Raw genomic sequence first — 26,046 nt, forward strand, 5'->3', positions numbered from 1 at the left:
GAATTATTTGTAACTCCTCTGTTTCAACTCCACAAATTCGTAATTCAGTTTTTCTTTGTTTAGTTTTTCATCACTGATATTCTCACCTGTGTATTCCCAAGCCGAGACAAATGCAAATTCCTCATCTTTTCTCAAAGCTTCTCCATCTTTTGTCTGAGCCTCTTCCCTGAAATGACCTCCACAAGATTCTTCCCTATGAAGAGCATCCATAGCCATGAGTTGTCCCAATTCCATAAAATCATTCACCCTTAAGGCCTTTTCTAACTCTTGATTCAATCCATATGCACTGCCTGGAACTCTAACGTTTTTAGCGTAATCTTCTTTCAAAATTTTTATGCTTTCTATAGCTTTTTTAAGACCTTGTTCATTCCTAGACATGCCCACATAATCCCACATTATTTTTCCTAGTTTTTTATGAAAGTAGTCTACTGTATTAGATCCATTATTGTTTATTAACCTATCTATAGAATCTCTTACCTCTTTCTCTGCAGCATCAAACTCTGGACTATCTGTAGGAATTTTCCCCGTACGGATATCATCAGCTAAATAGTGACCTATGGTATAAGGAATCACAAAATACCCATCTGCTAAACCCTGCATCAGCGCAGATGCACCCAGTCTATTGGCTCCGTGATCTGAAAAATTAGCCTCTCCCAAAACAAAACATCCAGGGATGGTAGACATGAGATTATAGTCTACCCAAAGTCCCCCCATAGTGTAGTGTACTGCTGGATATATCATCATAGGAGTCTCATAAGGATCCTCGTCTACTATTTTTTCGTACATCTGAAATAAGTTCCCGTATTTGGCCTTAACAACACTTCTGCCAAGTTCTATTATTTTATCCTTAGAAGGATTTTTTATTCCCTTAGTCCTAGCGTCTATCTCTCCATAACGCTCTATGGCAAAGGCAAAATCTAAATAAACAGCCTCCCCAGTAGCATTTACTCCATAGCCTTTATCGCAACGTTCTTTTGCTGCTCTAGAGGCTACATCTCGTGGAACCAGATTACCAAAAGCTGGATACCTCCTCTCTAAATAATAATCTCGATCCTCTTCAGATATATCATTAGGTCTTAGGGTACCCTCCCTTATTTTCTTAGCATCTTCTTGGTGTTTAGGAACCCATACTCTGCCGTCATTCCTAAGAGATTCTGACATCAAAGTCAATTTAGATTGATGATCTCCCGATACGGGTATACAAGTAGGATGTATTTGGGTGAAACAAGGATTTGCAAAATAAGCTCCTTTCTTATGAGCCTTCCAAGCTGCAGAAGCGTTGGACCCCATAGCATTGGTAGAGAGAAAAAAAACGTTGCCATAACCTCCAGATGCTATTACCACAGCGTGTGAAGAATGTCTTTCAATCTGTCCTGTAATTAAATTTCTAGCTATTATGCCTCTAGCCTTACCATCTACGATAACTAGATCTAACATCTCATGCCTATTGTACATCTCTATTTTTCCCTTGCCTATCTGTCTAGACATAGCTGAATAACAACCTAATAAGAGCTGTTGCCCAGTTTGACCCCTAGCGTAGAAAGTCCTAGATACCTGTACACCACCAAAAGAACGATTATCTAATAAGCCTCCATAATCCCTAGCAAAGGGAACTCCCTGAGCCACACATTGATCTATTATCGATGCTGATACCTCTGCCAAACGATAAACGTTAGCTTCTCTAGATCTGTAATCTCCTCCTTTTATAGTGTCGTAAAATAGTCTATATACTGAATCTCCATCATTCTGATAATTTTTAGCAGCATTTATACCTCCTTGAGCTGCTATGGAATGAGCCCTTCTAGGAGAATCTTGGAAACAAAAGGCTTTGACATTATAACCCATCTCAGCCAAAGAAGCGGCTGCTGAACCACCTGCCAAACCAGTGCCCACAACAATGACATCCATAGACCTCTTGTTTGCGGGGTTTACCAGATTTATTTTGTCTTTGTATCTAGTCCATTTGCTGTCTATAGGGCCTTCAGGTATTTTGGAGTCTATTTTATTCATAATAACTATTTACAGTTAAATTTAATTGAAAAAAAAATAAATTGAAATAGAAGAAAAACCCAGTGTTATAAAAATACTGTACACTTTACCTAAAAATTTTAGAACAGGAGTATATTTTTTATGGTTTAATCCCACAGATTGAAATGCAGATTGGAAGCCATGATTCAAATGCAGACCTAACATTACAAATGCAGTAACATATATGAGCACATATACTGGATTCTTAAATAGAGAAACTACTAACTCATAATCTGTCATGCCATTCATCTTCCCAAATTTCATGGGATAGAAATAATCCTTCATATGTATCATAATAAATAACATAACGGTCAAACCCGTAAACAACATATTTCTAGAACTCCAAGAGTAATTCTTAAAATATGGATTATATCCATATCTTATAGGCTTAGACCAATTATTTCTTATAGTTAAGACAATTCCCAAAATAATATGAATGATAAATCCAGATGCCAACACATATTGCATAAGCTGAATGACAGGGTTTGTAGACATAAAATGACAGGCTGCATTAAAGGCTTCTTCTCCTAGGAACAAACTGAGATTTACTAGTAAATGTGTAAGGAGAAATACTATTAGAAAAAAACCTGTCAAAGACATCAGAATCTTTCTTCCAATCGAAGAATTCAAAAATTTATATATCATAATTCTATCTAGAACCCTAATTCAAAACTTGGGAATAACAACTCATTTCGCTTTACAAACAAAAGAGAATCAGAGGCGCGAATGTAATCAAAAAGAATATCCTTCAAGCGCACAAGGTGTAATTTATACTCCTTATAAATAACGGGATGAGTTTAGATATTTTTAAAAAGGAAATAAAAAAGAGGTTCCGAGCGGATTCGAACCGCTGTACATGGTTTTGCAGACCACTGCCTAACCACTCGACCACGGAACCAATGATTTGCACAAAATGTGCTTGCAAAATTACAAATAAAATAGAACTCTTTAACTACGATTGAAATATAATTTTTGATTACTATCAAATCACTATTTGATTTTGTTTAACTATGTCTAAAATAGAGTCTGGTTAATATATTATTAAAAATAAATAGGGTTTAGAGTAAGTTGTATCCCTGTCAATCAGATTTTTCATACTAAAATTTAGTACGTTCTGATTGCAAAATATTGCTAGAATATTCAAAATTACTCAATGAATTCGTTAAAAAAAATATCAAAAGTTTAATAAGTATCTCTGTGGATATCTATACGTTGACAAATAATTACAGATAGGATTCTCTTTAGATTTGATTATTTAAAGGGGGGCAGGGGTTAAAGTGTTTTTTATTACACAAATATTAATTGATCTCAGATTATTAAAAAGAGAAGCTAAATTTGTGCGTTTACATCTTTTATCAATACGTTTTATTTAATATGAACCTTTCATCTAAGTTATTGGAAGACGCTGTGAATAAAATAAGTTTATTGCCTGGAATAGGAAGTAAAACGGCCACTAGATTAGTATTACATCTACTTCGTAATCCTAAAGAGTTAGGATTAGGAATATCATCATCCATAGAAAAATTAGTAGAGAATATAAATTATTGCAAATACTGTCATAATATTTCAGACACAGAGATATGTCTAATATGCAAAAATCCTGACAGGGATAAATCTGTAGTCTGTGTAGTTGAAGATATAAGAGATGTGATAGCCATAGAATCGACAGAACAGTTCTTGGGGGTATATCACGTTTTAGGAGGGAAGATTTCACCTATGGATGGGATAAATGCAGAAGATCTAAAAATAGATAGTTTAGAAAAAAAAGTTAAATCTGGAACTATAAAGGAAGTAATATTTGCTATCAGCAGTACTGTAGAGGGAGATACTACATCTTTTTACATATACAAAAAGATAAAAGAGGCCTCTGTAAATATTACTGTAATAGCCAGGGGAATCTCCGTTGGCGATGAACTAGAATACACAGATGAACACACCTTAGCTCGATCTATTCAGGAGAGAGTGCCGTATTGTCTATAGATCTAATTTCGGTTATTTTAAATTATTTCGTAGGACAGTTTGTGAACTCACCTTAGAATATGGATTATTGATTTTTCAGAAAAATAATTCAATCATTAGTAGGATATTAAAACTACATTAGTAGGCTAAAGGGGATTTTATGGATATTACATATGATCCCTTTGCTGTGTTGAAGTCATTGAGATTTCAATTGTTGAAGTTTAACGTATTAATTATTGAATTATGAAAAAAAATAATCTAAAAGAGGTATTGTTATTTCTATCGTCCTTTCTTCTTATTGTTTCGTGTGAGAAGAATAAAGTAATTCCTGAAGATGAGAATCTTGAAAGTGCAATTCCTAAAGAGATAAAGAGTTTTAAACTAGAACCATCTAATAACGAAGAAAAAATAGGAGCTGATGATATAGAGGCTCAAGTCGTTGAATCCAATGGACAAAAAGTATATATTTTACTATTGCCTAATGGTGTAAAATCTGAAACTAAAGAATTTACTCCTACGATTACAACATCTGAAAATACTACTATAAGTCCTGAGAGTGGTTCTCCTCAGCAGTTAGGTAATATTAGTATGGTTGAAGGCGTTTTTGATTTATCTCAATCAGGAATAGAGTACACGGTTAAGTCTGATGAAGATCAGTCGATTAAAAAATACAGAGTTATAGCGGTTAGGGCTCCCGATGGTGTTGATTCTGCTGAAACTTCAATTACTGTTGAAAGTAATAATGATAAACTTTTAACTGATGCTATTCCAACTGTTGATAATTTAAATCAAACAATAACATTTGGTTCTTTAGAAGGTCCAAATCTAAAAAATGACATTGTTGAAGATGGTATTACATTGGGTATAAAAGTGAGTTTAACTCGAATAACTACGGAAGAGGGTGAAGATATTTATAATAAAATCCCTTCTCCAACTATTCCAACTAGGGTTTCTTTTAAGAAGAAGGGAGAAAATGGAGATGATCTAAATACTTATGAATCTATTATTCCAATTACATATGAGATAGAGGGAGAAACTTTTGTAAAAAATTATAAAGCAATCATTTATAAAAAGTCTGATGCAAAAGTTAGAGAAGAACTTAAATCTTCTATCACTGAAGCTAAAACTAAAGCTGAGGAAGCTAAGGAAACCGCTACTGAAGCTAAAGCTACTGCTGCTGCAGCTAAAGCTACTGCTATTGCGGCCAGTGATCAGACTGCTAAAGCAATTGCTGAAAATGCTGAGACTTCTGCTGACACTGCTATTTCTAATGCTGATGAAGTAGTTAGAAAGGCTGAAACTACTGCTAACAGTGCTGAAACAGCCAGCATTAGTGATCTTAAAGAAAAGACTACTGAAGCTACTACTAAAGCTGAAAAAGCCAAGCAAGATGCTGATGCCGCTAAGGATCTAGCTGAAAAAGCTAAGCAAGGTGCTGAGAGTTCGAAAGTTACTGCTGCTCAAAAAGCTGCTACTGATGCCTTAGCTGCTGCTAATACTGCTAAGCAAAAAGCTAATAAAGCTAAATCTGATGCTGATGCTGCTTCTCAGAAAGCTACAGAAGCTAAAAATAGCGTTGCTATCAATGTAGATGTTAATCCTCTATCTGCTATTCTTGAAGCTGCTGAAAAAGCTAAGCAAGATGCTGAGACTGCTAAAGGAGAAGCTCAAGCTGCTAAGACTGCTGCTGAGACTGCTAAAAGAGAAGCTGAAGCTGCTAAGAGCGCTGTTGAGGCTATTACTGCTAAATCTGGAGAAACTAATACTGCTGCTCAGACCGCAAATGAGGCAGTTTCTAAGGCTAACGAAGCTGTTCAAATTGCTACTGCCGCTGAGTCTACTGCTGATGAGGCTAGCAGAGTAGCTGATGAGGCTGTTAAAGTTATTTCTCAGAAAGCTGCTGAGATTGCTGCCGCTAAAGCTCAAGAAGCTCAAACCGCTTTTGCTGAAGCTGGAAAAGCTAACACTGCTGCTCAAACCGCTTCTACTGAGGCTGGAGAAGCCCAGAAAACAGCTGAAGGGGCCGCTACTAAGGCTAAAGCCTTAGCTGCCTCTATAACTGACACTACTCTTAAGACTGCTGTTGCTACCGCTACTTCTGAAGCTGCAAAAGCTAAGACTGCTGCTGATAATGCAGCTACTAAGGCTGGAGAAGCTAAAACCGCTGCTGATAATGCTAATGCGGCTAAAACTGCTGCTGAGGCTGCTCTTGCTAAGGCTGGAGAAGCTAATACTGCTGAAGCTATTGGATATGCTAAGACCGCCGTTGATGAAGCTGCTAAGGCTGTTGCTGCTCAAAAAGAAGCTGAGGCTGCTAAAGAAGAAGCTGAAGCTGCTAAAACTAAAGCTGAAACCGCTAAAGCTGCTGCTGAGGCTGCTCTTAAAAAGGTTCTTTTAGCTGTTGCTCAGGCTACGGCTCAGGCTTCTAAGGAAGCTGCTGAAGCTTCTGTTGAAGAGTCCAAAAAAGTTCAATCTGCTGCTCAATCTTCTGCTGAAGAGTCGAAAAAAGTTCAAGCTGCTGCTGAAGCAGTTAAGGGTGCTGTTGAATCTTTAGCTTCTGCTATAAGTGGAGATACTGAAGCTGCTAAGACCAAGGCCACTGATGCTTTGGGTAAAGCTACTACTGCTCAGACTGCTGCTGAAAATGCTAAGAATCTAGCTGATGCAGCTCAGTCTGCCGCTCAGACTGCTAAGAATTTAGCTGATACTGCTCACATTGCTGCTCAGACTGCTCTTCAAAAGGCTGAAGCAGCCGTAAATACGGCTACTGAGGCTCAGGCTGCTGTTGATGCCGCTAAGGAAGCTGCTGAGAAAGCTCAGGAAGCTGCTCAGAAAGCTGGATTAGCTCAGACTGCTGCTCAAACTGCTGTTGATAAAGCTAATGAAGCTAAGCAAGCTGCTGAAGCTGCTAAAACTGCCATTGATGAGGCTAAGGGTGCTATTGAGGCCATTAACCCTGCTTCTGCTGATGCTACTAAAAGTGCTACTGAAAAAGCTGACGCAGCTGTTCAAGCTGCTAATAATGCTAAAAGTGCTGCTGATGCCGCTAAGTCAGCTGCTGATAAAGCTTACACTGCTGCTGATGAGGCTCTTAAAAAGGCTAATGAAGCTCAGACTGCTTCTGAGGCTGCCTTTGAAGCAGCCAAAAAAGCTGCTGATGCTGTCACTAAAGCTGCTGCATAGTTAAACAAAATAGACTTCTAAACTAGAAAAAACTTTAAAAACCCATTACAGTAAAAAACTGTAACGGGTTTTTATTTAAGCTAAAGGTTGTAATTGTTATGATCTAACTGTTTAATTTTTGACTATAATATTGATAGAATTCAGATTTATACAGAATGGTTTCATCAGACAAAAAAAACATCCTGTTAAAAAATAAATAATAAATACCTTTGGCCTCCTTATCTAGGGAAAAAGGACAACTACTTAGATAAAATAATCTTACAACTTAAATATTAGATATGGCAAAGAGAGGGGTAATTGTGTTAATATGCATTATTACATTGGAGGGATGTGTGTCTTCTGGAATATACGAAAGTCTTAAGAGCAAACACAAGTCTTCCGAAAAAGAAAACAGAATGCTTTTAGAGGAAAACAACAACCTCTTAGATCATAAGATGGAACTGACTCATAAATTAGGAGATCTCAAAAAAAAGTATGAAAACGAAAAAATAGAAGGGGAAAGACTAAAAAACGAATTATCTCTACTAAAGAATAGTAAAAATAAATTACAGCAATCTTATAATCTGCTTTTTGATAATAATAAGTCTCTTTTGGATCAAGACACCAAAAAGACTAAGAGACTCCTGTCGGAGCTAGAAAAGTTACAACTCAGCCTTAACGACAAGGAAGCTTCTCTATCTAAAGAAAAGGAAGATATCAAGCAATTGAGATTTAAACTCAAAGATCGTGACAGTAAGGTAGATGAGTTGGAAAGAAAAATAAAGGAAAAAGAAGCTGCTGTTACCAAACTAAAAAAAGCTGTTTCTGGAGCTCTATCTTTTTTTGAAAATAAGGGACTCAGTGTAGAGGAGAGAAACGGAAGGGTCTATATTTCTATGGAAAACAAATTATTGTTTAAATCTGGAAGTTCAGATATAGACAGTGCTGGAGAGGTAGCTATATCTAATTTAGCTGAAGTTTTATCAGAAAATCCAAATATAGAAATAGTAGTAGAAGGGCACACTGATGATGTTCCCTACAGACAGAGTGAAAGTGATTTGATAAAAGATAATTGGGATCTCTCAGTAATGAGGGCTACTTCTTTTATTAGATCTCTTTTGAAAAACTCAAAAATATCTCCAAGTAAAGTTTCAGCAGCTGGTAGAGGAAAGTACTTGCCTCTAGTGGAGAACAAGTCTTTGGAAAACAGAGCTAAGAACAGACGTATAGAGATTATCTTAACTCCAGATATGTCTAAACTGGAGGATATTTTAGATAATTTTTAATTGATATAATTGAGTGTATTACTCTTTTATTTTAATAATTTCGCACCTGAAACTAAGGCGTGGTAGCTCAGCCGGTTAGAGCGTCGGATTCATAATCCGGAGGTCGAGGGTTCAAGCCCCTCCCACGCTACTCTATAAGTTTAGAGTAGAACTAAACAGAGTATACTTTTCTGTATACCGTATTACAACTACACCTTTTTGAATTAAAAAAATATGAAAAACGCTGATAATGATCTAAAAGCGATAATATCTCATGCTAAGGAGTACGGATACATTTTTCCTTCTAGTGAAATATATGATGGGCTAAATGCCGTTTATGATTATGGACAAAACGGAGTAGAGTTAAAAAAAAATATAGTAGAGTATTGGTGGAAGTCTATGGTGCAAATGCACGAAAATATAGTCGGAATAGATTCTGCCATATTTATGAATCCAACTACTTGGGAAGCTTCGGGTCACACAGAAGCTTTTAACGATCCCTTAATAGACAACAGAGATTCTAAAAAGAGATATAGAGCCGATGTGTTGATAGAGGATTATGTAGAAAAAATAAATTCCAAAATAGAAAAAGAAATATCAAAAGCTAGTAAAAAACTAGGTGAAGATTTCGATAGATCCCATTTTATCAATAATAATCCCAATGTTCTCAGATATGAGAAAGACAAAGAAGACATTTTAAACAGAATGTCCAAATCTTTAGAGAAAGAAGACTTAAATGATATAAAACTACTTATAGAAGAGTTGGGAATATCTTGTCCTATATCTGGAACTAAAAATTGGACAGACGTAAGGCAATTTAATCTAATGTTTAAAACGGCATTGGGTTCTATCACAGAAGGAGCTACAGATTTATATCTCAGACCAGAAACTGCTCAAGGGATATTTGTAAATTTTCTCAATGTGCAAAAAACTGGAAGAATGAAAATCCCTTTTGGGATCGCTCAGGTTGGTAAAGCCTTTAGAAATGAGATTGTAGCTAGACAATTCATATTCAGAATGCGTGAATTTGAACAGATGGAAATGCAATTTTTTATTCATCCAGACCAATGTGAGAAATGGTTTGAATATTGGAAAGAAAAGAGATTAAAATGGCATACTGCCTTGGGAATAGATCCAAATAATTACAGGTTTCACGAGCATAAAAAGTTGGCTCATTACTCTAATATGGCCGTAGATATAGAGTTTAAATTCCCTTTTGGAACAAAAGAATTGGAAGGAATACACTCTAGGACTAATTTTGATCTTATGGCCCATGAGAGATATTCTGGAAAAAAAATAAAATACTTCGACTCTAAAACTGAAGAGAGCTATACCCCATTTGTCATAGAGACTTCCATAGGATTAGACAGGATGTTCTTAGCGGTATTTTCAAATTCACTTAAAACAGAACACTTGGAGGACAATTCGACTAGAACGGTATTATCCTTGCCTAAGGTCATAGCGCCTATAAAAGTAGCCATATTGCCTTTAGTAAAGTCTAGTGAATTACGTGAGATGGCAACTAAGATTGCAAAAGATCTGAAATTACATTTTAATGTCACATACGACGAAAAAGACTCTATAGGTAAGAGATACAGAAGGCAAGATGCTCAAGGGACACCTTTATGCATAACTGTAGACCACGATTCTTTAGAAGATGACTCTGTAACTCTAAGATTCAGAGATAGCATGAAACAACAAAGAGTAAGTACTGATAATCTACATAAGTTGATATATGAAGAGGTCGATATGACAAATATTTTAAAGAAAATATGATATTGTAGAATTAGTTCATGACTTTTATAAAAAGCGTGTTTGTTTTGTAAAAAAACTGTTTTACAAGCATGAAGGTGTTAAAATAATTACACTACAATTGATATTCTAAAAACCTGAGTTCGATTAATAAACCGAAATAAGAGAGGCATTACCGACGATTGGGTATTTGATAGAGGTTTTTTTTAGGCGAAAAGCTGTAAGCGATAAGTCCAGAAATAATATCGGTTAGAAAATTAGCAAAACATATATGTCTAGAATACTCTATCTGACAAATATTTTTAATCTGATCATTGATGGTCTATGATTGATCTCTTTCTGAGAAATAGTTTATCAAACATTGGCATGAGGGCATTTTTCATGTTATTTTTAACTGAGGTAATCAATTCTACGCCTCTTTCAAAGAGATTATTTCTTAAATCTTTGCTTATATCCTTTGTCACCAAAGAGTTTTCCAAATATTTTAGTCAAAAAACGCTCGTTTTTTAATGGCGTTCTATCATCTTCATTAGTCCTTGTGATGCAGAAATTTATTATTTCTCCTCGGTCGTTTGTGATGATATGAAGTTTAACCTGGATTATTCATAGTCGTATGAATTTTTTAGATAGAATCTATCGCTTTATCCAGTATTTATAAGTAGTCATTGATGAACTCAGAGTTATAAATGGTATATTTTTATTCCTCATTTTTGGGCTATATCTAAAGTGGTTATTTTTGGTTGAAACCCTTTAAAAATAACCACTTTATATTCAAATTGAAATATAAACCATGAATAATCTGGGTTAACCTGAAGTCGAGTAATAAAAACGCTTGGACCTTTTGAATTTATTGTAGTTTAAGATATTGCTGGTGTGGTCATTGGGGTCCTTTCGTATGCTTATGAGGTGATTTGGTGTAAACTTGATACTTTTTGCATAAAAACATCCTATTTATCACAAATATGAGCCTCTTAAATCTCAGTTAATTCAAGGCTTTTGATTACTTTAAGTAAGCAAATTATTAATCAAACTCAGGTTATTAAGTTCTTCCATTTCTGTGGTTCTATTGTGAAATATTTTATTTACATCCATCAAATATTTTTTCCCTTCAAAAAAAACTTTTTTTTAAAAAAAATAACATTAATTTAGTTCCCTACTCATGTAGCGAATGAGTACTTTGTTAGTTGTTAAATCTAATTAAATTTAAAAAAATGAAAAAAATGTTTAGAAATTTGTTAGCAATCCTAACATCAGGTGTTATTGGTTTCTCTTGTGGAAAAGAGATTAATGAAAATAAAATAGCAGAGATTAAAAGTGTATCTTTCTTAGCAGAGAAAAACAAGGTTACTGTTGAAGGCAAACAAGACGTTAATGACTTGTTTAAAAGCTTATTCATTATAAAGACTCCTCAGAGAGAAATATCAGCATATACTAAAGAGCAAACAACGCTTAACTCAAAAATTACTATCGATCAAGGAGGTAATGTCTATGTAAAAATGCCATATAATACATTGTTAAACTTAACAACAGCTGGTACTCTTACTGCTACAATTATTTCTAAAAGTGCTCCAGGCACTAGTCCTACTACTTTGGATATACCTATTAGTATAGCAGCAAATGAGTTTACTCATCAAAAAATGACTGAAGGTGGTGTAGTAAAAAAACTTCCTAAGAAAATAGGAGATAAGGATATTGAAAAGGAGTATTCTATTACTTTTAAGTACGATAAAGATGCAGCTACATCAGCATCAGCTAATTGTGATCTTTTTACTGGTAAAAATGCAAACGATCCAATTACCACCCTTTCTTTTACTAGAAATTATCGATATAAAAGTATGACGGGAGAGTATGCTATTGTTAATAATAGTTATGTGTGTGAAAATGCCAGTGAGGGTTATGGAAAGTGTGCTAGTTTAAGTAAAACTTCTAAAGCTGTTACACCTGTGCTTACTACTGCATTAAATAGTAAAAATGGAAGTTCAGCACAAAATGCTATAGAAATGCATTTTGAGGGAGGGACCTTGACTAGTGATAAATCTTATGCTAAATCTAGCGATGGTGCTACTACTACTATCAGTAACCCAGATAAATCGTTTGATATTGGGGTTGTACATGCTGATTTTAGTAGCGGTGAAGCATCTCAAAAAGTCTCAGAAAAAATCCAACATAAAAAGTTTACACTGCCGAATTTTGCGTTTATAGCTGATGGAGCTGTGCTTCCTGATGGGGCGTTTTTTAGTATTGAAGGGCTTACGGGAACTGATACTACTACAGAAAAAACCACTCCTCTACATCCTAACAGAGGATTTAAGATAGATAATACAATACCTGGTAAAAATAAAGGTATAATCTTTAAAGTAGTAGCTCAGAATGGAACAAGCCAAAAGTTCTACAAATTAATATTCAAGAATAAGTTTACTTCTAGTACTACTTGGTAACAAGTAATTTAACCTTTTAATCTTATTTAAACCCTTATCGAAGCTGTCTCAAAACCGAGGCAGCTTTTTTTTGTTGGATCACATTCTTTGGCACACAATCTTCGAAAAAAGGTATCATAAAAAGTAATTTCCTTTTAAAAGGAAACAAAAATGTAGCGCTACATAACAAAAATTAAAAAACCGCCTCGTTTAATTAATGAGACGGCTTCTTAAAATTAATTATCAGGCTATTTATTGGGGATTTGACATTTTTTGCACAGAAATATTCAATATGATTACAACTTCAATTCTCTTTAACCCCTAGTAAAATCAATGGATCTAGGTATGATTAATATCTAATTTTCTTAAAGAACCATTTTTTAGTTATTCTTATTGAGTTTAAATAAAAATAAATACATTAGCGTCTCATTTTTTGCTTTCATTTTCCTTCTTAATTCAGGGGAAGGTAACGAGATTAAAATTAAATTTTACAAATAAATGACCATGTATTCAAACTTTAGTAAATTTATTTTAGGAGTGCTTCTTGCAAGTATTACATTTTCTTGCATAAAGAAAAAATATATTACCGATAAACCAACCTCTAATAAGAGTTTAAAGGATACATCTTCTCCCCAATCTAAATCTGATTATATTCTCGAGAAACTTCGAGCTTTTGTTGACGCCACTATTGAGGCAGATATTAGGGCTACTAAAGCTAGGACTAATGCAACTGTTGCAACTGCTTCAGCTAAGCCTAATATTTCTGATGCTCCAGCGTTTTCTATTTTTATATATTTCTGTGATAGTTATTCTACTAGAGAGATTACTAATTCTACTAAGGCCACTATCGCTAAAGTATCTGAGGCTAGAAAAGCTACTGAAATTGCTGAGGATAAAATTAATACTTCTAAAATTGCTATTGCCGCTGCTAAAATTGCTGCATATACCGCTCATGATACGTATAAGGTTGAATCTAATACTAAGGAAATAGAGTCTAAAATTGCTATAGCTAAAATTAGCATTGACAAAGCTGCTGTTGCAGTTGATAGCGCTATTATTGCCGTCAATAATGCCGTTATTACCTCTAAAATTGCTTGTGCTGATGTTGAAACTGCTTTTACTTCTGCTAAAGTTGATATAAACTCCTCTAAAGCTGACCCTAGCGTTAAGACTACTACAAATGATTATATAAAATCTTACATCAATACAGCCAAGGGTATTATTGTCGCTAACAAAGCCACTCTTCTTACCTCCGAAGCTACTAAAAGCACCATTAAAAACGCTCAAATTAACATGAGGTATATCCAAAATGCTTTTGCTAAAAAAAAAGCTAGGTTCAAGACAACTTAAGATAAATTTACATATGTGTAAAACCTTAAGTTATCTAAGTAGGCAGTTATTTATTTGTAGTAAATGGAATAACATAAAAAATAAATAATGGAAAATAACTTAATAATAAAATAAAATGCAAGGTACAAAACACAAAATATTCAGTATAATACCAAATAGCGCTCTATTACTCTTTGCAAGCCTCTTTTTTTTATTTACCTCTTGTAAAAAGGAACAAACTATAAGTGATACTTCTGATAATACTGGATTAACTGATACTTCTGATAATACTGGATTAAAAAAGTTTATCACAAAATGGGAGATTACAGATGGAAATAAGACTATCAAACTACCTATATATTCTGGTGGAACTTATAAATTTGATGTAGATTGGGGAGATGGAATAAAACAAGAAGTTACTTCTCATGATGACTTGGATGCTTCGCATACATATGCAGTAGCAGGTGAAAAAACTGTAACTATTACAGGAAAAATAGAAGGATTTAACTTCGGAAAGGTTTCAGATAGCAAGGATAAAATATTAGAGATATCAGATTGGGGTGAGTTGAAGTTAGGGAATAGTGTTGAATATACTGGAAAAGATGGTAATAATAACGATATTACTGTGAATTTAGGATGTTTTCAAGAATGTACTAAGTTAGTAACTTTACCTTCAGAATCCCCTAACTTAGAGAAAGTTACTAATATGGTATCGATGTTTGCAGGGGCTACATCTTTCAACGGTGATATAAGTAAGTGGAATGTATCTAATGTTACTAATATGACATTGATGTTTGCAGGAGCTACATCTTTCAACGGTGATATAAGTAAGTGGAATGTATCTAATGTTACTGATATGACAGGTATGTTTGGAGGTGCTACATCTTTCAACGGTGATATAAGTAAGTGGAATGTATCTAATGTTACTAATATGGTATCGATGTTTGCAGGAGCTACATCTTTCAACGGTGATATAAGTAAGTGGAATGTATCTAATGTTACTAATATGGCATCGATGTTTGCAACTACTACATCTTTCAACGGTGATATAAGTAAGTGGAATGTATCTAATGTAACTGGTATGGCAACTATGTTTACAGGCGCTACATCTTTCAATCAAAATATAGGCAGTTGGAATATTTCTAATGTTACGGATACGTTTTTGATGATGTTTCATGAAGCTAGCGCCTTTTGTCAAGATTTAAGCTCTTGGAAAGTGCCAAGTGGTACTAGCATAGAACTGATGTTTCAAGATTCAGGAATGCCTTATAGTGATTCTCTTTCTGATAAGAGTAAGCATCCTACAGAAAAATCCGAATAGTATAATTAGTATTTGATAGCCGCTTGAGGTAAAATCCTCAAGCGGCTTTTTTGTTTTACTGCTGTATAAACTATTTATTAACCTGAGTTTGATTAATAGATTAGTTAATTAGAGTATTTGAAAGCCTTGTATTAACTAGGAGATAGAGAGATTAATAAACTGCCTCATAAGTACAAAAGTGTTCAAGTAATTATAATAATAACTTCTTAACTCCAATAAATTCAGAGGATTCAAACGGTTTTTATTAATCTAATTCAGGTTATAAAATAATTCTTTAAATATGCTTTTTAGTATATCTCATCCACATTCTCCCTATAGAGACTATTTAGAAAAAAACATTTATGGGTGAATTTTCGAATGAAATATCTTTAATAATCTATAAGTTTATTTATATTTTCAATCTCATTTCGCTCATTTTACCAAAAAAATGACTTATTTGGTTTTTTATCAACTACTCTTTTTTGTTTTTTTATGTTTCTGAATTTTTACATTTTTAAAGCTTTAAACTTTATAAATAAAATACTTAAAGGATTTATTATATAGCATATATATCCATATTTTTTTCCATAGGGATATTTCTAGGCAGTTTCCTAGAAATAGAAACTAATTGGGTAGCAGTATCTTTATCTTCAGTTACACTTTTATTTATAGTTTTCTATAAACTATTTAAACATGCTTTTTTAGGTAGAACTTTTAAAACGATTACTTATTTGGTAATCATTTTTTTAGGATTTACCCTCTACAACATACACAGAGAATACAATAGTGATTATCATTTTTCAAATGCAGACTCTCATATATTCGAAGTAGAAATATTGGAGGTGCTAAAGTCCAGTGAAGTTCATACCTCTTATATTGTAAGGGTAAATAAAACTTCAGAAGGCTCTTATACTAAAGGGAGAATGTTATTGTACATAAAGGGTGATAGTTCTCAAAATAGATTTTTTATTGGAGATAGATTACTTGTAAGCGGCAAACCTAGAAGTATCAAACCTCCTAAAAACCCACATCAGTTTAACTATAAAAATTACTTATCAAATAAGAAGATATATCATCAATTATTCACAGAGGTAGATAAAGTCAGATTTGTATCTAGTTCTAAAAATATATTTAGGACTATGGAAGATATCAGAAATAGTATAGAAATGCATTTAGAGCGATACAATTTTTCTCAAGATCAGATATCTATGATAAAAGCTATTTTGTTAGGGCAGAAGAAAGATCTTTCTAAAGATATAATGTCTAATTATTCCGATGCTGGAGTGATACATATTTTGGCTATATCAGGATTGCACGTAGGTATTGTATTTTGGATTTTAAGTTTTCTTTTATCTCCATTATCTATGGCAAAAAATGGGGAATTACTAATATTTGTATTCACATTTTTTTTCTTGTTTTCTTTTGCTTTTATTTCAGGCTTATCTTCATCTGTGTTGAGGGCTGTGATAATGTGTCTTTTTGTGAGCCTAGGGAAGATTGTCAATAGGAGTGTTAATATTTATAATTCACTTGCTATTTCAGCTTTATCTCTACTAATATGCGATCCTTATCAGCTTTTTTCTGTAGGATTTCAATTGAGTTATACAGCGGTATTTTTTATAGTTTGGATACAACCAACTTTATCTAGATTATTTAAACCTAGAAATAAAATTTTGAAGTATCTATGGACTTTGTCTTCTGTTTCTATAGCTGCTCAGTTGGGTGTTCTTCCTTTTTCGATTTATTATTTTCACAAAATTCCTCTTTTGTTTTTGATTAGCAATGTGGTTTTGATACCATTTATATGGATTATTATTTTCTCTGGTATTGCTGTAACTATTTTGAGTTTTTTCTATTTGCCTGATTTTTTGGTACAAGGCTATGGATGGATAATATCTGCTATGAATTATTTTGTAAAGTGGGTTGCTTCATTTGAATATTCTGTTTGGGATAATGTTAAAATAGATGAGTTTGGTTTGGTCTTATTATATATGTTAATAGTTTTTCTTGTATTCTTTCTAAAGTATAGAAGAGTGAAATACATTTATATCGCCTTGGGTAGCGTATTGGTTTTACAGATCAGAGAAATCTTTAATTCTAGGTTTGATAATAATCTTTTAGAATGGATGATTTTTAGTGTAAGAGATGCAAGTATTATGGGTATAAAAGATGGGAGGAAGTTATTATTAATATCAGATAGTATATCTTCTGAAATTTATAAGCACACTATAGATCCGTATGTCTTAGGCCTTGGCCTAAGACATACGGAAGTTCGATCATTACAATCTGTGTTTTCTACTAAAGCGATAAAAAAAACCAAGTATTTTATATCTGTAAATAGTGAAATTATATTGTCTATAGGTTTAGATTTCCCAAAAAAGATAAAGGAGTTAACCCAAGTGGATTACTTATGGCTTAGAGCTAAGCCCAATATAAATTTTGATATTCTATTAGAAAAAACTAAACCTAAGTTGGTGTTTTTCGATGGAGGCTATTACAAAAATCAATTTAAAAAACAATGCGATGACTTAAACATCGTTTACAGAGATATAGACTCAGAGGGCTTTTTTAGTACAGGACAAAAATAGAGCTTATGATATATATGTTTACTAAATGTCAGTAATAAAATCTTAAGGTTACTAAGATTTTTTATAACCTGAGTTAGATTAATAATTCGTTTGGTGAAAATGCTTTAAAACTTTGAATTAACTGGTATTAAAGATATTAGTATTTGTGATAAATAGAATGTTTTAGTGCAAAAAGTGTCAAAATTCCATTAAATCACCTCATAAGTATAAAAGAACTCCAATAACTATGTTAGCAACTTTTTAAATTACAATAAAATTAAAAAGATTCAAGCGATTTTATTAATGGAACTCAGGTTAGGAGGTTATTAAAAAAATAACATTAATTTAGCTATCTACTCAACTCATGTAGTAAAAGAGTATCCTACTTATTGTTGCATTTTAAATCTAAAAAAGTGAAAAAAATGTTTAGAAATTTGTTAGTAATGCTAACATCAGGTGTTATTGTTTTCTCTTGTGGAAAAGAAACTGATAGTGAAAAAGAGACTGATAAAAATAAAATAAGTGATACCTCTGGAAAAAAGTTTATTTCAAAATGGAATGTTAATGGAGATACCAAAATAGTATTACCTATATATCAGAGAGGGAAATACGACTTCACTGTAGATTGGGGAGATAATACAGGAAAGCAAAAAGTTACTTCTTATAATGACTCTAATGCAAATCACACATATACAACAGGGGGTGAAAAAACTATAACTATTACAGGAAAAATAGAAGGTTTTAACTTCGGAAAGGTTCCACATAGCAAGGATAAAATATTAGGTATATCAGATTGGGGTGATCTGAAATTAGGGAATAGTGTTCCGTATACTATAAGACATAATAATGAAGATATTACCCTAAATTTAGGATGTTTTCAAGGATGTACCAAGTTAGTGACTTTACCTGTAGAAGCACCTAATTTAGAAGGGATTACTAGTATAGCCAGTATGTTTTTTGGAGCAATAACTTTTAATCAAGACTTAAGTAATTGGGACGTATCTAAGGTTACTGGTATGAATTGGATGTTTTGCTCTGCTACAGATTTCAATAGTGATATAAGCAAGTGGATTGTATCTAATGTTACGGATATGAGATTTATGTTTAAAAGTGCTACATCTTTCAACGGTGATATAAGTAATTGGAATGTTTCTAAGGTTACCAATATGGAATCGATGTTTTATGACGCTAAATCTTTCAATCAAAATATAGGCGATTGGACTGTATCTAATGTAACTGATATGAAAAGTATGTTTTATGACGCTACAGCTTTCAATCAAAATATAGGCGGTTGGACTGTATCTAATGTAACTGATATGAGAGGTATGTTTTATGGTGCTAACTATTTCGATCAAAATATAGGCAGTTGGAATGTTTCTAATGTTACAGATATGAGCTTTATGTTTTTAAACGCTAAATCTTTCAATCAGAATATAGGCAGTTGGAATGTTTCTAATGTTACGGATATGAATTCGATGTTTAGAGGTGCTACAAGGTTCAATCAGAATATTAGTGGATGGCAAATACATAACAGTAATGCAATGACTGATATGTTTCATGGAGCTACATCAATGACCGAAGACTATAAACCTAAATCAGGAAACTAGTTAATCTAACATACTTAGTTTTAGGTAACTAGTTGACACTATCGCGTAAAGTGTGTAAAGTTTCTATTTAGGATAAAAATCCTAGATATTTTTTAAAAAAAACTAATTAAAACTTTATACAAATGAAAAAAGAAGATTTGTTAAAAGATGAACTCTTAAGACAATTCAAAATAAGAGAAGATCTAATGTCATTTCTAAAAGATATTTAAAGACGAGGTATTGAAAAGATTCCAGAAGGGGGAATTAGATTCACATTTGGATTATTCTAAATATGAGCAATCAAAGAATACAAATTTTCGCAATGGATATTCTACAAATAATGTTAGGACATCATTAGAAGAGAGCAAGATTAAAGTTCCAAGAGATAGAGATTCTTCTTTTAATCCTATGTTAACCCCTAAACGACACTATCCTGTAAAGTGTGTAAAGTTTATATTTAGGAAAAAAAATCCTAGATATTTTTTAAAAAAAACTAATTAAAACTTTATACAAATGAAAAAAGAAGGATTTATTAAAAGATGAATTCTTAAAACAATTCAAAACAGGAGAAGATCTCGATGTCATTTCTAAAAGATATTCAGAGACGAGGTATTGAAAAGATTCTAGAAGGGGAATTAGATTCACATTTGGATTATTCTAAATATGAGCAATCAAAGAATACAAATTTCCGCAATGGCTATTCTACAAAAAATGTTAGGACATCATTAGGAGAGAGCAAGATTAAAGTTCCAAGAGATAGAGATTCCTCTTTTAATCCTATGTTAATCCCTAAACGCAAAAATATGGCAGAAGGATTAGAAAATATAATCATCAGTTTTTATGCCAAGGGGATGAATAATTCAGACATAGAGGATCAAATACAAGAGTTATACAATTTTGATATTTCTACATCTACCATATCCCGTATCACAGATAGAGTGACAAATGATATCATAGCCTGGCAAAATAGACCTCTAGAGCCTGTATATTTGATAGTTTGGATGGACGCTATAGTATTCAAGGTTAGGGAGAATTCCAAAGTGATCAACAAGAGTATGTACATCGCTATTGGCCTTGGTAGAGATGGAAAAAAAGAAGTATTAGGCTTATGGTTAGGGAAGAATGAATCCTCTGCATTTTGGATGAGCGTATTAACAGATCTAAAGGCTCGAGGAGTTGAGGATATACTTATCACAGCTACGGATAATTTAAATGGCTTTACCCAAACTATAAAAAATGTATTTCCTGAATCTACAAACCAAATATGTGTAGTACATCAAATCAGGAATTCAAGCAGATATGTAGTATGTAAGGATAAAAAGACGTTTTTTAATGACATGAAATCAAATATACAATTCCCCTACTAAACAATCAGCTGAGGCTGCCCTAAATGACTTTGCAAAAACATGGGAATCTAAGTATTCCTATGCTGTTAAAAGCTGGCGAGATAACTGGGAGGAACTGTCTGCTTTTTATGAGTTTCCCGTAGAAATCAGGAAAATTATTTACACGACCAATTTGATTGAAAACCTCAATGGAAAAATCAGAAAGTATACCAAAAACAAATTGTCATTCCCAACTGATGATGCTGTTATGAAATCTACTTTTTTAGCTCTGAGGGAGGCTACAAAAAAATGGTCTAAACCCATACCAAATTGGGGAATAATTTTGAATCAATTTTTAACTATTTTTGACCAAAGAGTTCGACTATGAATAAAAACAAAAAAATATGTCATTTTTTAGTTACACACTTTACGCGATAGTGTCCCTCAGAAATTCTCAAACGAATTATACATTCATTTTTCATAGATAATATAAGGGTTTACACGTATGCAAATTTACTTTAAGTTGTCTTGAACCTAACTTTTTATGTTTTCTTTTAAACTTAAAAGTTCCAATAATTAACCTGGATTATTCACAGTCATATTAAAATAGATTAAACCTGATATTTTTTTCATTAACTTTTTTACTAATCAAAAAAAACTCGTCTTCTTTGTAGTTTTTTTGCACCATTTTTTAACACGACAATGATCTTTTTTAGTGTTTTTACGTGGTTTTTTAACGACAGAACGTAACTATCCCAAGGTTATTCATTTCACAAATAAACAACCGCTACTGGGTAATAATTTCCCGAAATAAACCTTGTAAACAAAAGATTTAGATAACTGGTAATAGATTCGCCTTTTGGTAATTTTAATCGTTGCTCTTACCTTCAAAAGATAAGTTCTAATTGAACTGATTAACCATTTTTTTGCTACTTCAAATCTTGTTTTCTTTATCTTCTGTTTCAGTAATAAAAACATTTCATAGGCAAGACTACTTATCATAAGTCGAAAAAAATTAGCAAGAAAACTATGATTTGACAAACGATCAGAAAAACACATATTTTTAACTTCTTTTATTCTATTTTCACTTGAATCACCTCTTTTAACATAAAAGTCAAAGTAAATTTTTCTAGCATCCTTTTGGGGAATATTACTAGAAAAATGCCTTATGTTCATACCTAATCCAGTACTCTCAACTTTAGAATAGCACTGTTGAGGCTTGTGCCAACTCTTGGCTTTGTACGTAAAACTCATAAAATGTTGGTGCTTCTCTCCCTGATCTAAATACATTTTTTTTACAGCATTTTTTGACCGAGATACCTTTCTTTTTAAAACTTTATTGCTCGCTATGCCTGTAACATATAGTAAATCAAAATCATCTACTAATTGGTAAAAAGCGGCGCAGCTAAAGCCGCTATCACTTCTAATAATTATTTCCATCTCTGGGTAACTCTCACGTATTTTGATAATTATTCGCTTTAAAATACTCACATACCATTTATTGGAATGACTGTTTCCTGGGCGGAGTACAGGAAGAATAATCTGTCGTGGTGTCTCCATCATGAAAAAATAGTTCATTGTACATGAATTGACCATAATAACCATTAAACATTGACAATTGTTGACTGCCATGAGTTGGATCATCGGTTGAATCTACGTCAATAACTATTTTCTTGCGATCAGATAAACTTGAAACATATTTGTATAACCACGCATAACAAAACTTAAAAACAGCCTGTTTGTCAAAGCTATTCTCAAATCTTGATATAGTAGGTTGAGAGGCCAAATCACCTTGAAGAACATCTTTTAATAAAGGATCATTCTGTAAATGATTAACATCATTGGCGTCTTCATAGCCTAACATGATCATATAAACCCTTTGTTTTAACTGTTGCTTTCTGGTATAAGTAACAAATCTAGAGTCTCGGGCATCAGGCAAAAGTTTACTGTAATAATCAATCAATTTATGATCTCGTTCTAGTTTTTCAAGCATGATTAAGGATCCATCAGAGCTAATTTCTGATGATGAAAAAGTTAACTCAACAGATTTTCTCCCTCTATAAAATAATGTGTTTTTATTCCTCATTTTTGGGCTATATCTAAAGTGGTGAATTTTTGGTTAAAACCTTCTAAAATTAACACTTTATGCCTAATATTAACAATATATCTATGAATAATCTGGGTTAAATCCTAATAAAATCAAAGGGTTTGAGTGATTTATTAATCGAACTCAGGTTAACAGGTAAAAAACTACACTTTTAAACAAAAAAAGAAGCTGCCTCGGTTTTGAGACAGCTTCTTTTTCTCTAAAAGAATACTAAAGTAGATAGATTTTTACTCTACAGATTTCTCATAATTAAACAAATAATGTGGATCCATCTCCTTTATTTTACCTAGTTTATTTAAATATTTCATATTGAGATCTTTTTTGTTTCCCATTACCATAATATTGTAATTACTTCCTTTAATATCACTATTGAAAAAATCTCTCAGATCTTCTATGGTCATATTTTTTATCTTATTATAAACTTGTTGTCTATAATCTGTATCAATGCCCAATTTTTTTAATCTCTCGTATGTCCAAAATATATTTGATTTAGTTATACGTTCTGAAGCTATGTCCTTTAGCACCGATTCCTTTGCGGAATTAAATTGTTTTTCAGATTCAGGCATATTATTCATTAAAGACATCATAGCATCTATAGCTTGAGGCATCTTGTTCGCCTGAGTGCCTATATGAGAAATTATATGATTGGCTCTGTCTTTGTGTGAAGGGGTATCATATTCAGCCCATGCTGAATAAGCCAAGGATCTAGATTCTCTCATCTCTTGAAATACAATGGAAGATAATCCAGATCCAAAATAATTGTTGAACATTTTAGAGAAAGCTTTATTTTCTGCCTTGAATTTATCTCCCTTAGCTGTAAATGTTATCATTGCTTGTACCATATCATATTGAGCAAAATATACATTTTTACCTGTTTCTAATTCTGGATATTTTTTAGCTTCAGGGTACTCTTTCAAATTATTTACATCTCCTATATTGTGATATTTGTCTAATGCCGATATTGCATTATCTAAATCTTTTCCATAATAAAATACTCTCTGCTTGTAATTTCTCAAACCTTTGAATAAATCCACCAATTCATTAGGGTTGATTTTCTTTAATTCTCCTATACTGAAAATATCCCTCAATCTAGAATTCTCTCCGTATTTTCCATATGTACGTAATCCTGTGTTAATAGCACGTTTGCTAGTTAACATATCCTTCCTATCCTTATCTATGGACATAACATATTTATCATAGGATTCCCTATCAGATACTGCATTAGCCCATAGATGTTCTAATAAATCTAATCCTCTATGGATATTCTCTCTCAGGCCACTTAGCTTTAAATAAGATCTATCTTCTGAAGAGCTAATTCCGTAGGTAACTCCCAGTTTATAAAACTCTTTTTTAATCTCTTCAGCAGAATATTTATCAGTACCTAAATAGTCTATATAATCAAGAGCTAGCCCTAATTTTTTGTCATTATCTCCTCCCATATCGAAAATGATATATAATTCAAACAAATCATTAATCTCATTTTTGATATACGATACTTCTATTCCGCTATTAGTCTTAGTTTTTTGTATAGCAGAAGAAAAGTCTACAAATTTTGGCTGTATGTCTGGAGATTCCTTTTTGTTAAACTCTTTGAGAAAATCAGAACTCTTATCCCTATTTAAATTTATTGGGGTAATATTAGGGTTGTTAACCTTTACTATGGACTTATCTTGACCTTTTCTTTTGAAAACACATACGTAATTATCCCCATAAAACTCATTGGCGAAATCTACTAATTCTCGTTTAGTAATTTTACTTAACTCATCTAAAAAGCTGACTCTATCCTTCCAATCAGTATCATTTATAAATGCTCTGTAATAAGTCGAAGCTAAAGAAGTGCTGTTTTCGTATCCCCTTGTTTGATATAATTTAAGGTCATTGACCACAGCTTTTATCATCCAATCTTCAAATTCTCCTTTTTTTAATTTCTCAATTTGTCCTAGTAATAAATCTCTGACTTGCTCTAATGTCTGTCCTTCTTTGGGCATGCCAAAAAACGATTGATAGCCATAATCTTTAAGAAAAAGAGAATAGCAACTCGCGTTTTGAACAAGTTTTTTCTGATTTAAATTCAAATCGATCAACCCAGCTTGGGAATTAGCTAAGATCATATTAGTTAGGGTGATCAGTTTTTCTTGTTTAGAGTTTGCTCCTTTGGAACGAAAAGCTAAAGTGACGTTTTCAAAACCAGGTCCAAAAACTTCTCTCATGATAGGGGCAGTGATAGGTTTTTCCTTTGGTAATTCTGGACGTGAAGTCTCCCTAGACTTGAACTTTCCAAAAGTAGCATCTACTTTAGCTATGGTTTTATCAAAATCTAAATCTCCAACTAATACTACAGCCATATTGTTGGGAACGTAATACTTATTGAAATACTCATGTATAGCTACCATGGAAGGATTCTTCAAGTGTTCTGCCTTTCCTAGAGTGGTCTGTTGACCATAAGGATGAGTCGGGAATAAACCTTCGAGTAAAATATTACGAGCTCTACGTCCTTCACTGTCTTGGGCTCTGTTGAACTCCTCATAGACAGCTTCTAACTCTGTGTGAAATAACCTCAGTACTAATTGACTGAAACGTTCGCTTTCTAATGATAGCCATTTTTCTAATTCATTGGAAGGAATTTTACTACGATATACGGTTTCATCTACCCAAGTATGTGCATTTACATGCTTAGAACCTATAGAACTCGCCATTTTGTCATATTCATTTGCTACGCAATAATTTGATGCTTCTAGAGATATCTTATCTATTTCTCTATATATCTCTAGTTTCTTTTTGGGATCACTTTCCCTCTTATGCTCTTCGTAGAGATTGGAAATCTTCTCCAATAACAATTTCTCTTTTTCCCAGTCTAGGGTTCCTGTTTTGGAAGTTCCTTTAAAGAGCATGTGTTCTAAATAATGAGCTAATCCAGTGTTATCCTTAGGATCATAGCTAGAACCCGCTTTTACAGCTATAAAGGTTTGTATTTTAGGTTCATCTACATTCCTGCTCAAATACACTTTCAGGCCATTATCCAAAGTATACAAGCGCAAGCCAGTAGGGTCATTAGTAACTGTTTGATAATTATACCCATTGGCATCTACGTGGTTTTCTGTTTTTAGATTGCCTTGATCTTGTTTGCACGCACAAATAAGCAAGGCGATTAACAGTGTTAAGAGTAAATTTATTTTTCTCATATCATTTAAATATTTTGGATTTTGTAAAAAAAACTTCTGCGGGCTAAGGTAACGTTTTTTGCGAAGA

15 protein-coding genes, 2 tRNA genes and 2 pseudogenes are annotated in these 26,046 nt (G+C 33.0%); 12 read left to right on the forward strand and 7 right to left on the reverse strand.

Translation table 11 applies throughout. From position 1 onward, the window contains the following. Positions 1 to 3: 3 nt before the first annotated feature. The 3 genes from JBKA6_RS02190 to JBKA6_RS02200 all read right to left on the reverse strand — a co-directional run bounded on the left by JBKA6_RS02190 (position 4) and on the right by JBKA6_RS02200 (position 2,926). Entirely contained in the window at positions 4 to 2,010 is a 2,007-nt protein-coding gene (locus JBKA6_RS02190) for a fumarate reductase/succinate dehydrogenase flavoprotein subunit (protein ID WP_096685427.1), read from the reverse strand. A 21-nt stretch (positions 2,011 to 2,031) separates the two neighbouring features. After that, complete coding sequence (locus JBKA6_RS02195) at positions 2,032 to 2,673, reverse strand: succinate dehydrogenase cytochrome b subunit (protein ID WP_096685430.1); 642 nt, start codon at positions 2,671 to 2,673, stop codon at positions 2,032 to 2,034. Positions 2,674 to 2,855: 182 nt separating this feature from the next. Then, positions 2,856 to 2,926 (reverse strand) — tRNA-Cys (locus tag JBKA6_RS02200). 476 nt (positions 2,927 to 3,402) lie between these two features. Here JBKA6_RS02200 and recR point away from each other — a divergent pair. The 5 genes from recR to JBKA6_RS02225 all read left to right on the forward strand — a co-directional run bounded on the left by recR (position 3,403) and on the right by JBKA6_RS02225 (position 10,190). Then, a complete protein-coding gene (gene recR, locus JBKA6_RS02205) occupies positions 3,403 to 4,008 on the forward strand; it encodes a recombination mediator RecR (protein WP_096685432.1) in 606 nt (201 codons plus the stop codon). Between the two features lie 222 nt (positions 4,009 to 4,230). Further along, positions 4,231 to 7,170 (forward strand): hypothetical protein, encoded by a 2,940-nt coding sequence (locus tag JBKA6_RS02210; RefSeq protein WP_096685434.1) that lies wholly within the window; start codon positions 4,231 to 4,233, stop codon positions 7,168 to 7,170. Positions 7,171 to 7,448: 278 nt separating this feature from the next. Then, positions 7,449 to 8,435 (forward strand): OmpA family protein, encoded by a 987-nt coding sequence (locus JBKA6_RS02215; RefSeq protein ID WP_096685437.1) that lies wholly within the window; start codon positions 7,449 to 7,451, stop codon positions 8,433 to 8,435. A gap of 56 nt (positions 8,436 to 8,491) precedes the next feature. Further along, a tRNA-Met gene (locus JBKA6_RS02220) sits at positions 8,492 to 8,565 on the forward strand. A gap of 83 nt (positions 8,566 to 8,648) precedes the next feature. Continuing rightward, on the forward strand, positions 8,649 to 10,190 hold the full coding sequence (locus JBKA6_RS02225; protein ID WP_096685439.1) for a glycine--tRNA ligase: 1,542 nt from the start codon (positions 8,649 to 8,651) through the stop codon (positions 10,188 to 10,190). A 148-nt stretch (positions 10,191 to 10,338) separates the two neighbouring features. Here the strand turns inward: JBKA6_RS02225 and JBKA6_RS08145 are convergent. Continuing rightward, positions 10,339 to 10,757: pseudogene (locus tag JBKA6_RS08145) on the reverse strand (transposase); the annotation flags it as partial. A gap of 629 nt (positions 10,758 to 11,386) precedes the next feature. Between JBKA6_RS08145 and JBKA6_RS02240 the strand changes: the two are divergent. The 7 genes and pseudogenes from JBKA6_RS02240 to JBKA6_RS02270 form a co-directional block, all read left to right on the forward strand. Then, positions 11,387 to 12,604, forward strand: a complete 1,218-nt coding sequence (locus JBKA6_RS02240; RefSeq protein ID WP_157776884.1) for a hypothetical protein — start codon at positions 11,387 to 11,389, stop codon at positions 12,602 to 12,604. 483 nt (positions 12,605 to 13,087) lie between these two features. After that, on the forward strand, positions 13,088 to 13,933 hold the full coding sequence (locus tag JBKA6_RS02245) for a hypothetical protein (RefSeq protein WP_096685445.1): 846 nt from the start codon (positions 13,088 to 13,090) through the stop codon (positions 13,931 to 13,933). Between the two features lie 115 nt (positions 13,934 to 14,048). Further along, positions 14,049 to 15,233 carry a BspA family leucine-rich repeat surface protein gene (locus tag JBKA6_RS02250; protein WP_096685447.1) on the forward strand — a complete coding sequence of 395 codons (1,185 nt, stop codon included), beginning with the start codon at positions 14,049 to 14,051 and terminating at the stop codon, positions 15,231 to 15,233. A gap of 596 nt (positions 15,234 to 15,829) precedes the next feature. Further along, complete coding sequence (locus JBKA6_RS02255) at positions 15,830 to 17,800, forward strand: ComEC/Rec2 family competence protein (protein ID WP_262490696.1); 1,971 nt, start codon at positions 15,830 to 15,832, stop codon at positions 17,798 to 17,800. Between the two features lie 401 nt (positions 17,801 to 18,201). Beyond that, positions 18,202 to 19,386 (forward strand): BspA family leucine-rich repeat surface protein, encoded by a 1,185-nt coding sequence (locus JBKA6_RS02260; RefSeq protein WP_096685451.1) that lies wholly within the window; start codon positions 18,202 to 18,204, stop codon positions 19,384 to 19,386. A gap of 219 nt (positions 19,387 to 19,605) precedes the next feature. After that, positions 19,606 to 19,866: a transposase gene (locus tag JBKA6_RS02265; RefSeq protein ID WP_157776885.1), complete on the forward strand. Its 261-nt coding sequence runs from the start codon at positions 19,606 to 19,608 to the stop codon at positions 19,864 to 19,866. 16 nt (positions 19,867 to 19,882) lie between these two features. After that, positions 19,883 to 21,078 (forward strand): annotated as a pseudogene (locus tag JBKA6_RS02270) (IS256 family transposase); the annotation flags it as partial. A gap of 377 nt (positions 21,079 to 21,455) precedes the next feature. On the opposite strand, the gene JBKA6_RS02275 reads toward JBKA6_RS02270, so the two are convergent. From JBKA6_RS02275 to JBKA6_RS02285, 3 genes are all read right to left on the reverse strand, one after another. Beyond that, positions 21,456 to 22,250: a transposase gene (locus JBKA6_RS02275; protein ID WP_157776886.1), complete on the reverse strand. Its 795-nt coding sequence runs from the start codon at positions 22,248 to 22,250 to the stop codon at positions 21,456 to 21,458. Further along, positions 22,189 to 22,776 (reverse strand): transposase, encoded by a 588-nt coding sequence (locus tag JBKA6_RS02280; protein ID WP_096685457.1) that lies wholly within the window; start codon positions 22,774 to 22,776, stop codon positions 22,189 to 22,191. The genes JBKA6_RS02275 and JBKA6_RS02280 overlap by 62 nt, the downstream gene beginning before the upstream one ends. A 248-nt stretch (positions 22,777 to 23,024) precedes the next feature. Beyond that, complete coding sequence (locus JBKA6_RS02285; protein WP_096687343.1) at positions 23,025 to 25,979, reverse strand: M16 family metallopeptidase; 2,955 nt, start codon at positions 25,977 to 25,979, stop codon at positions 23,025 to 23,027. Positions 25,980 to 26,046: the final 67 nt, after the last annotated feature.

The sequence above is a fragment of the Ichthyobacterium seriolicida genome, assembly GCF_002369955.1.
Classification (GTDB): Bacteria; Bacteroidota; Bacteroidia; order Flavobacteriales; family Ichthyobacteriaceae; genus Ichthyobacterium; species Ichthyobacterium seriolicida.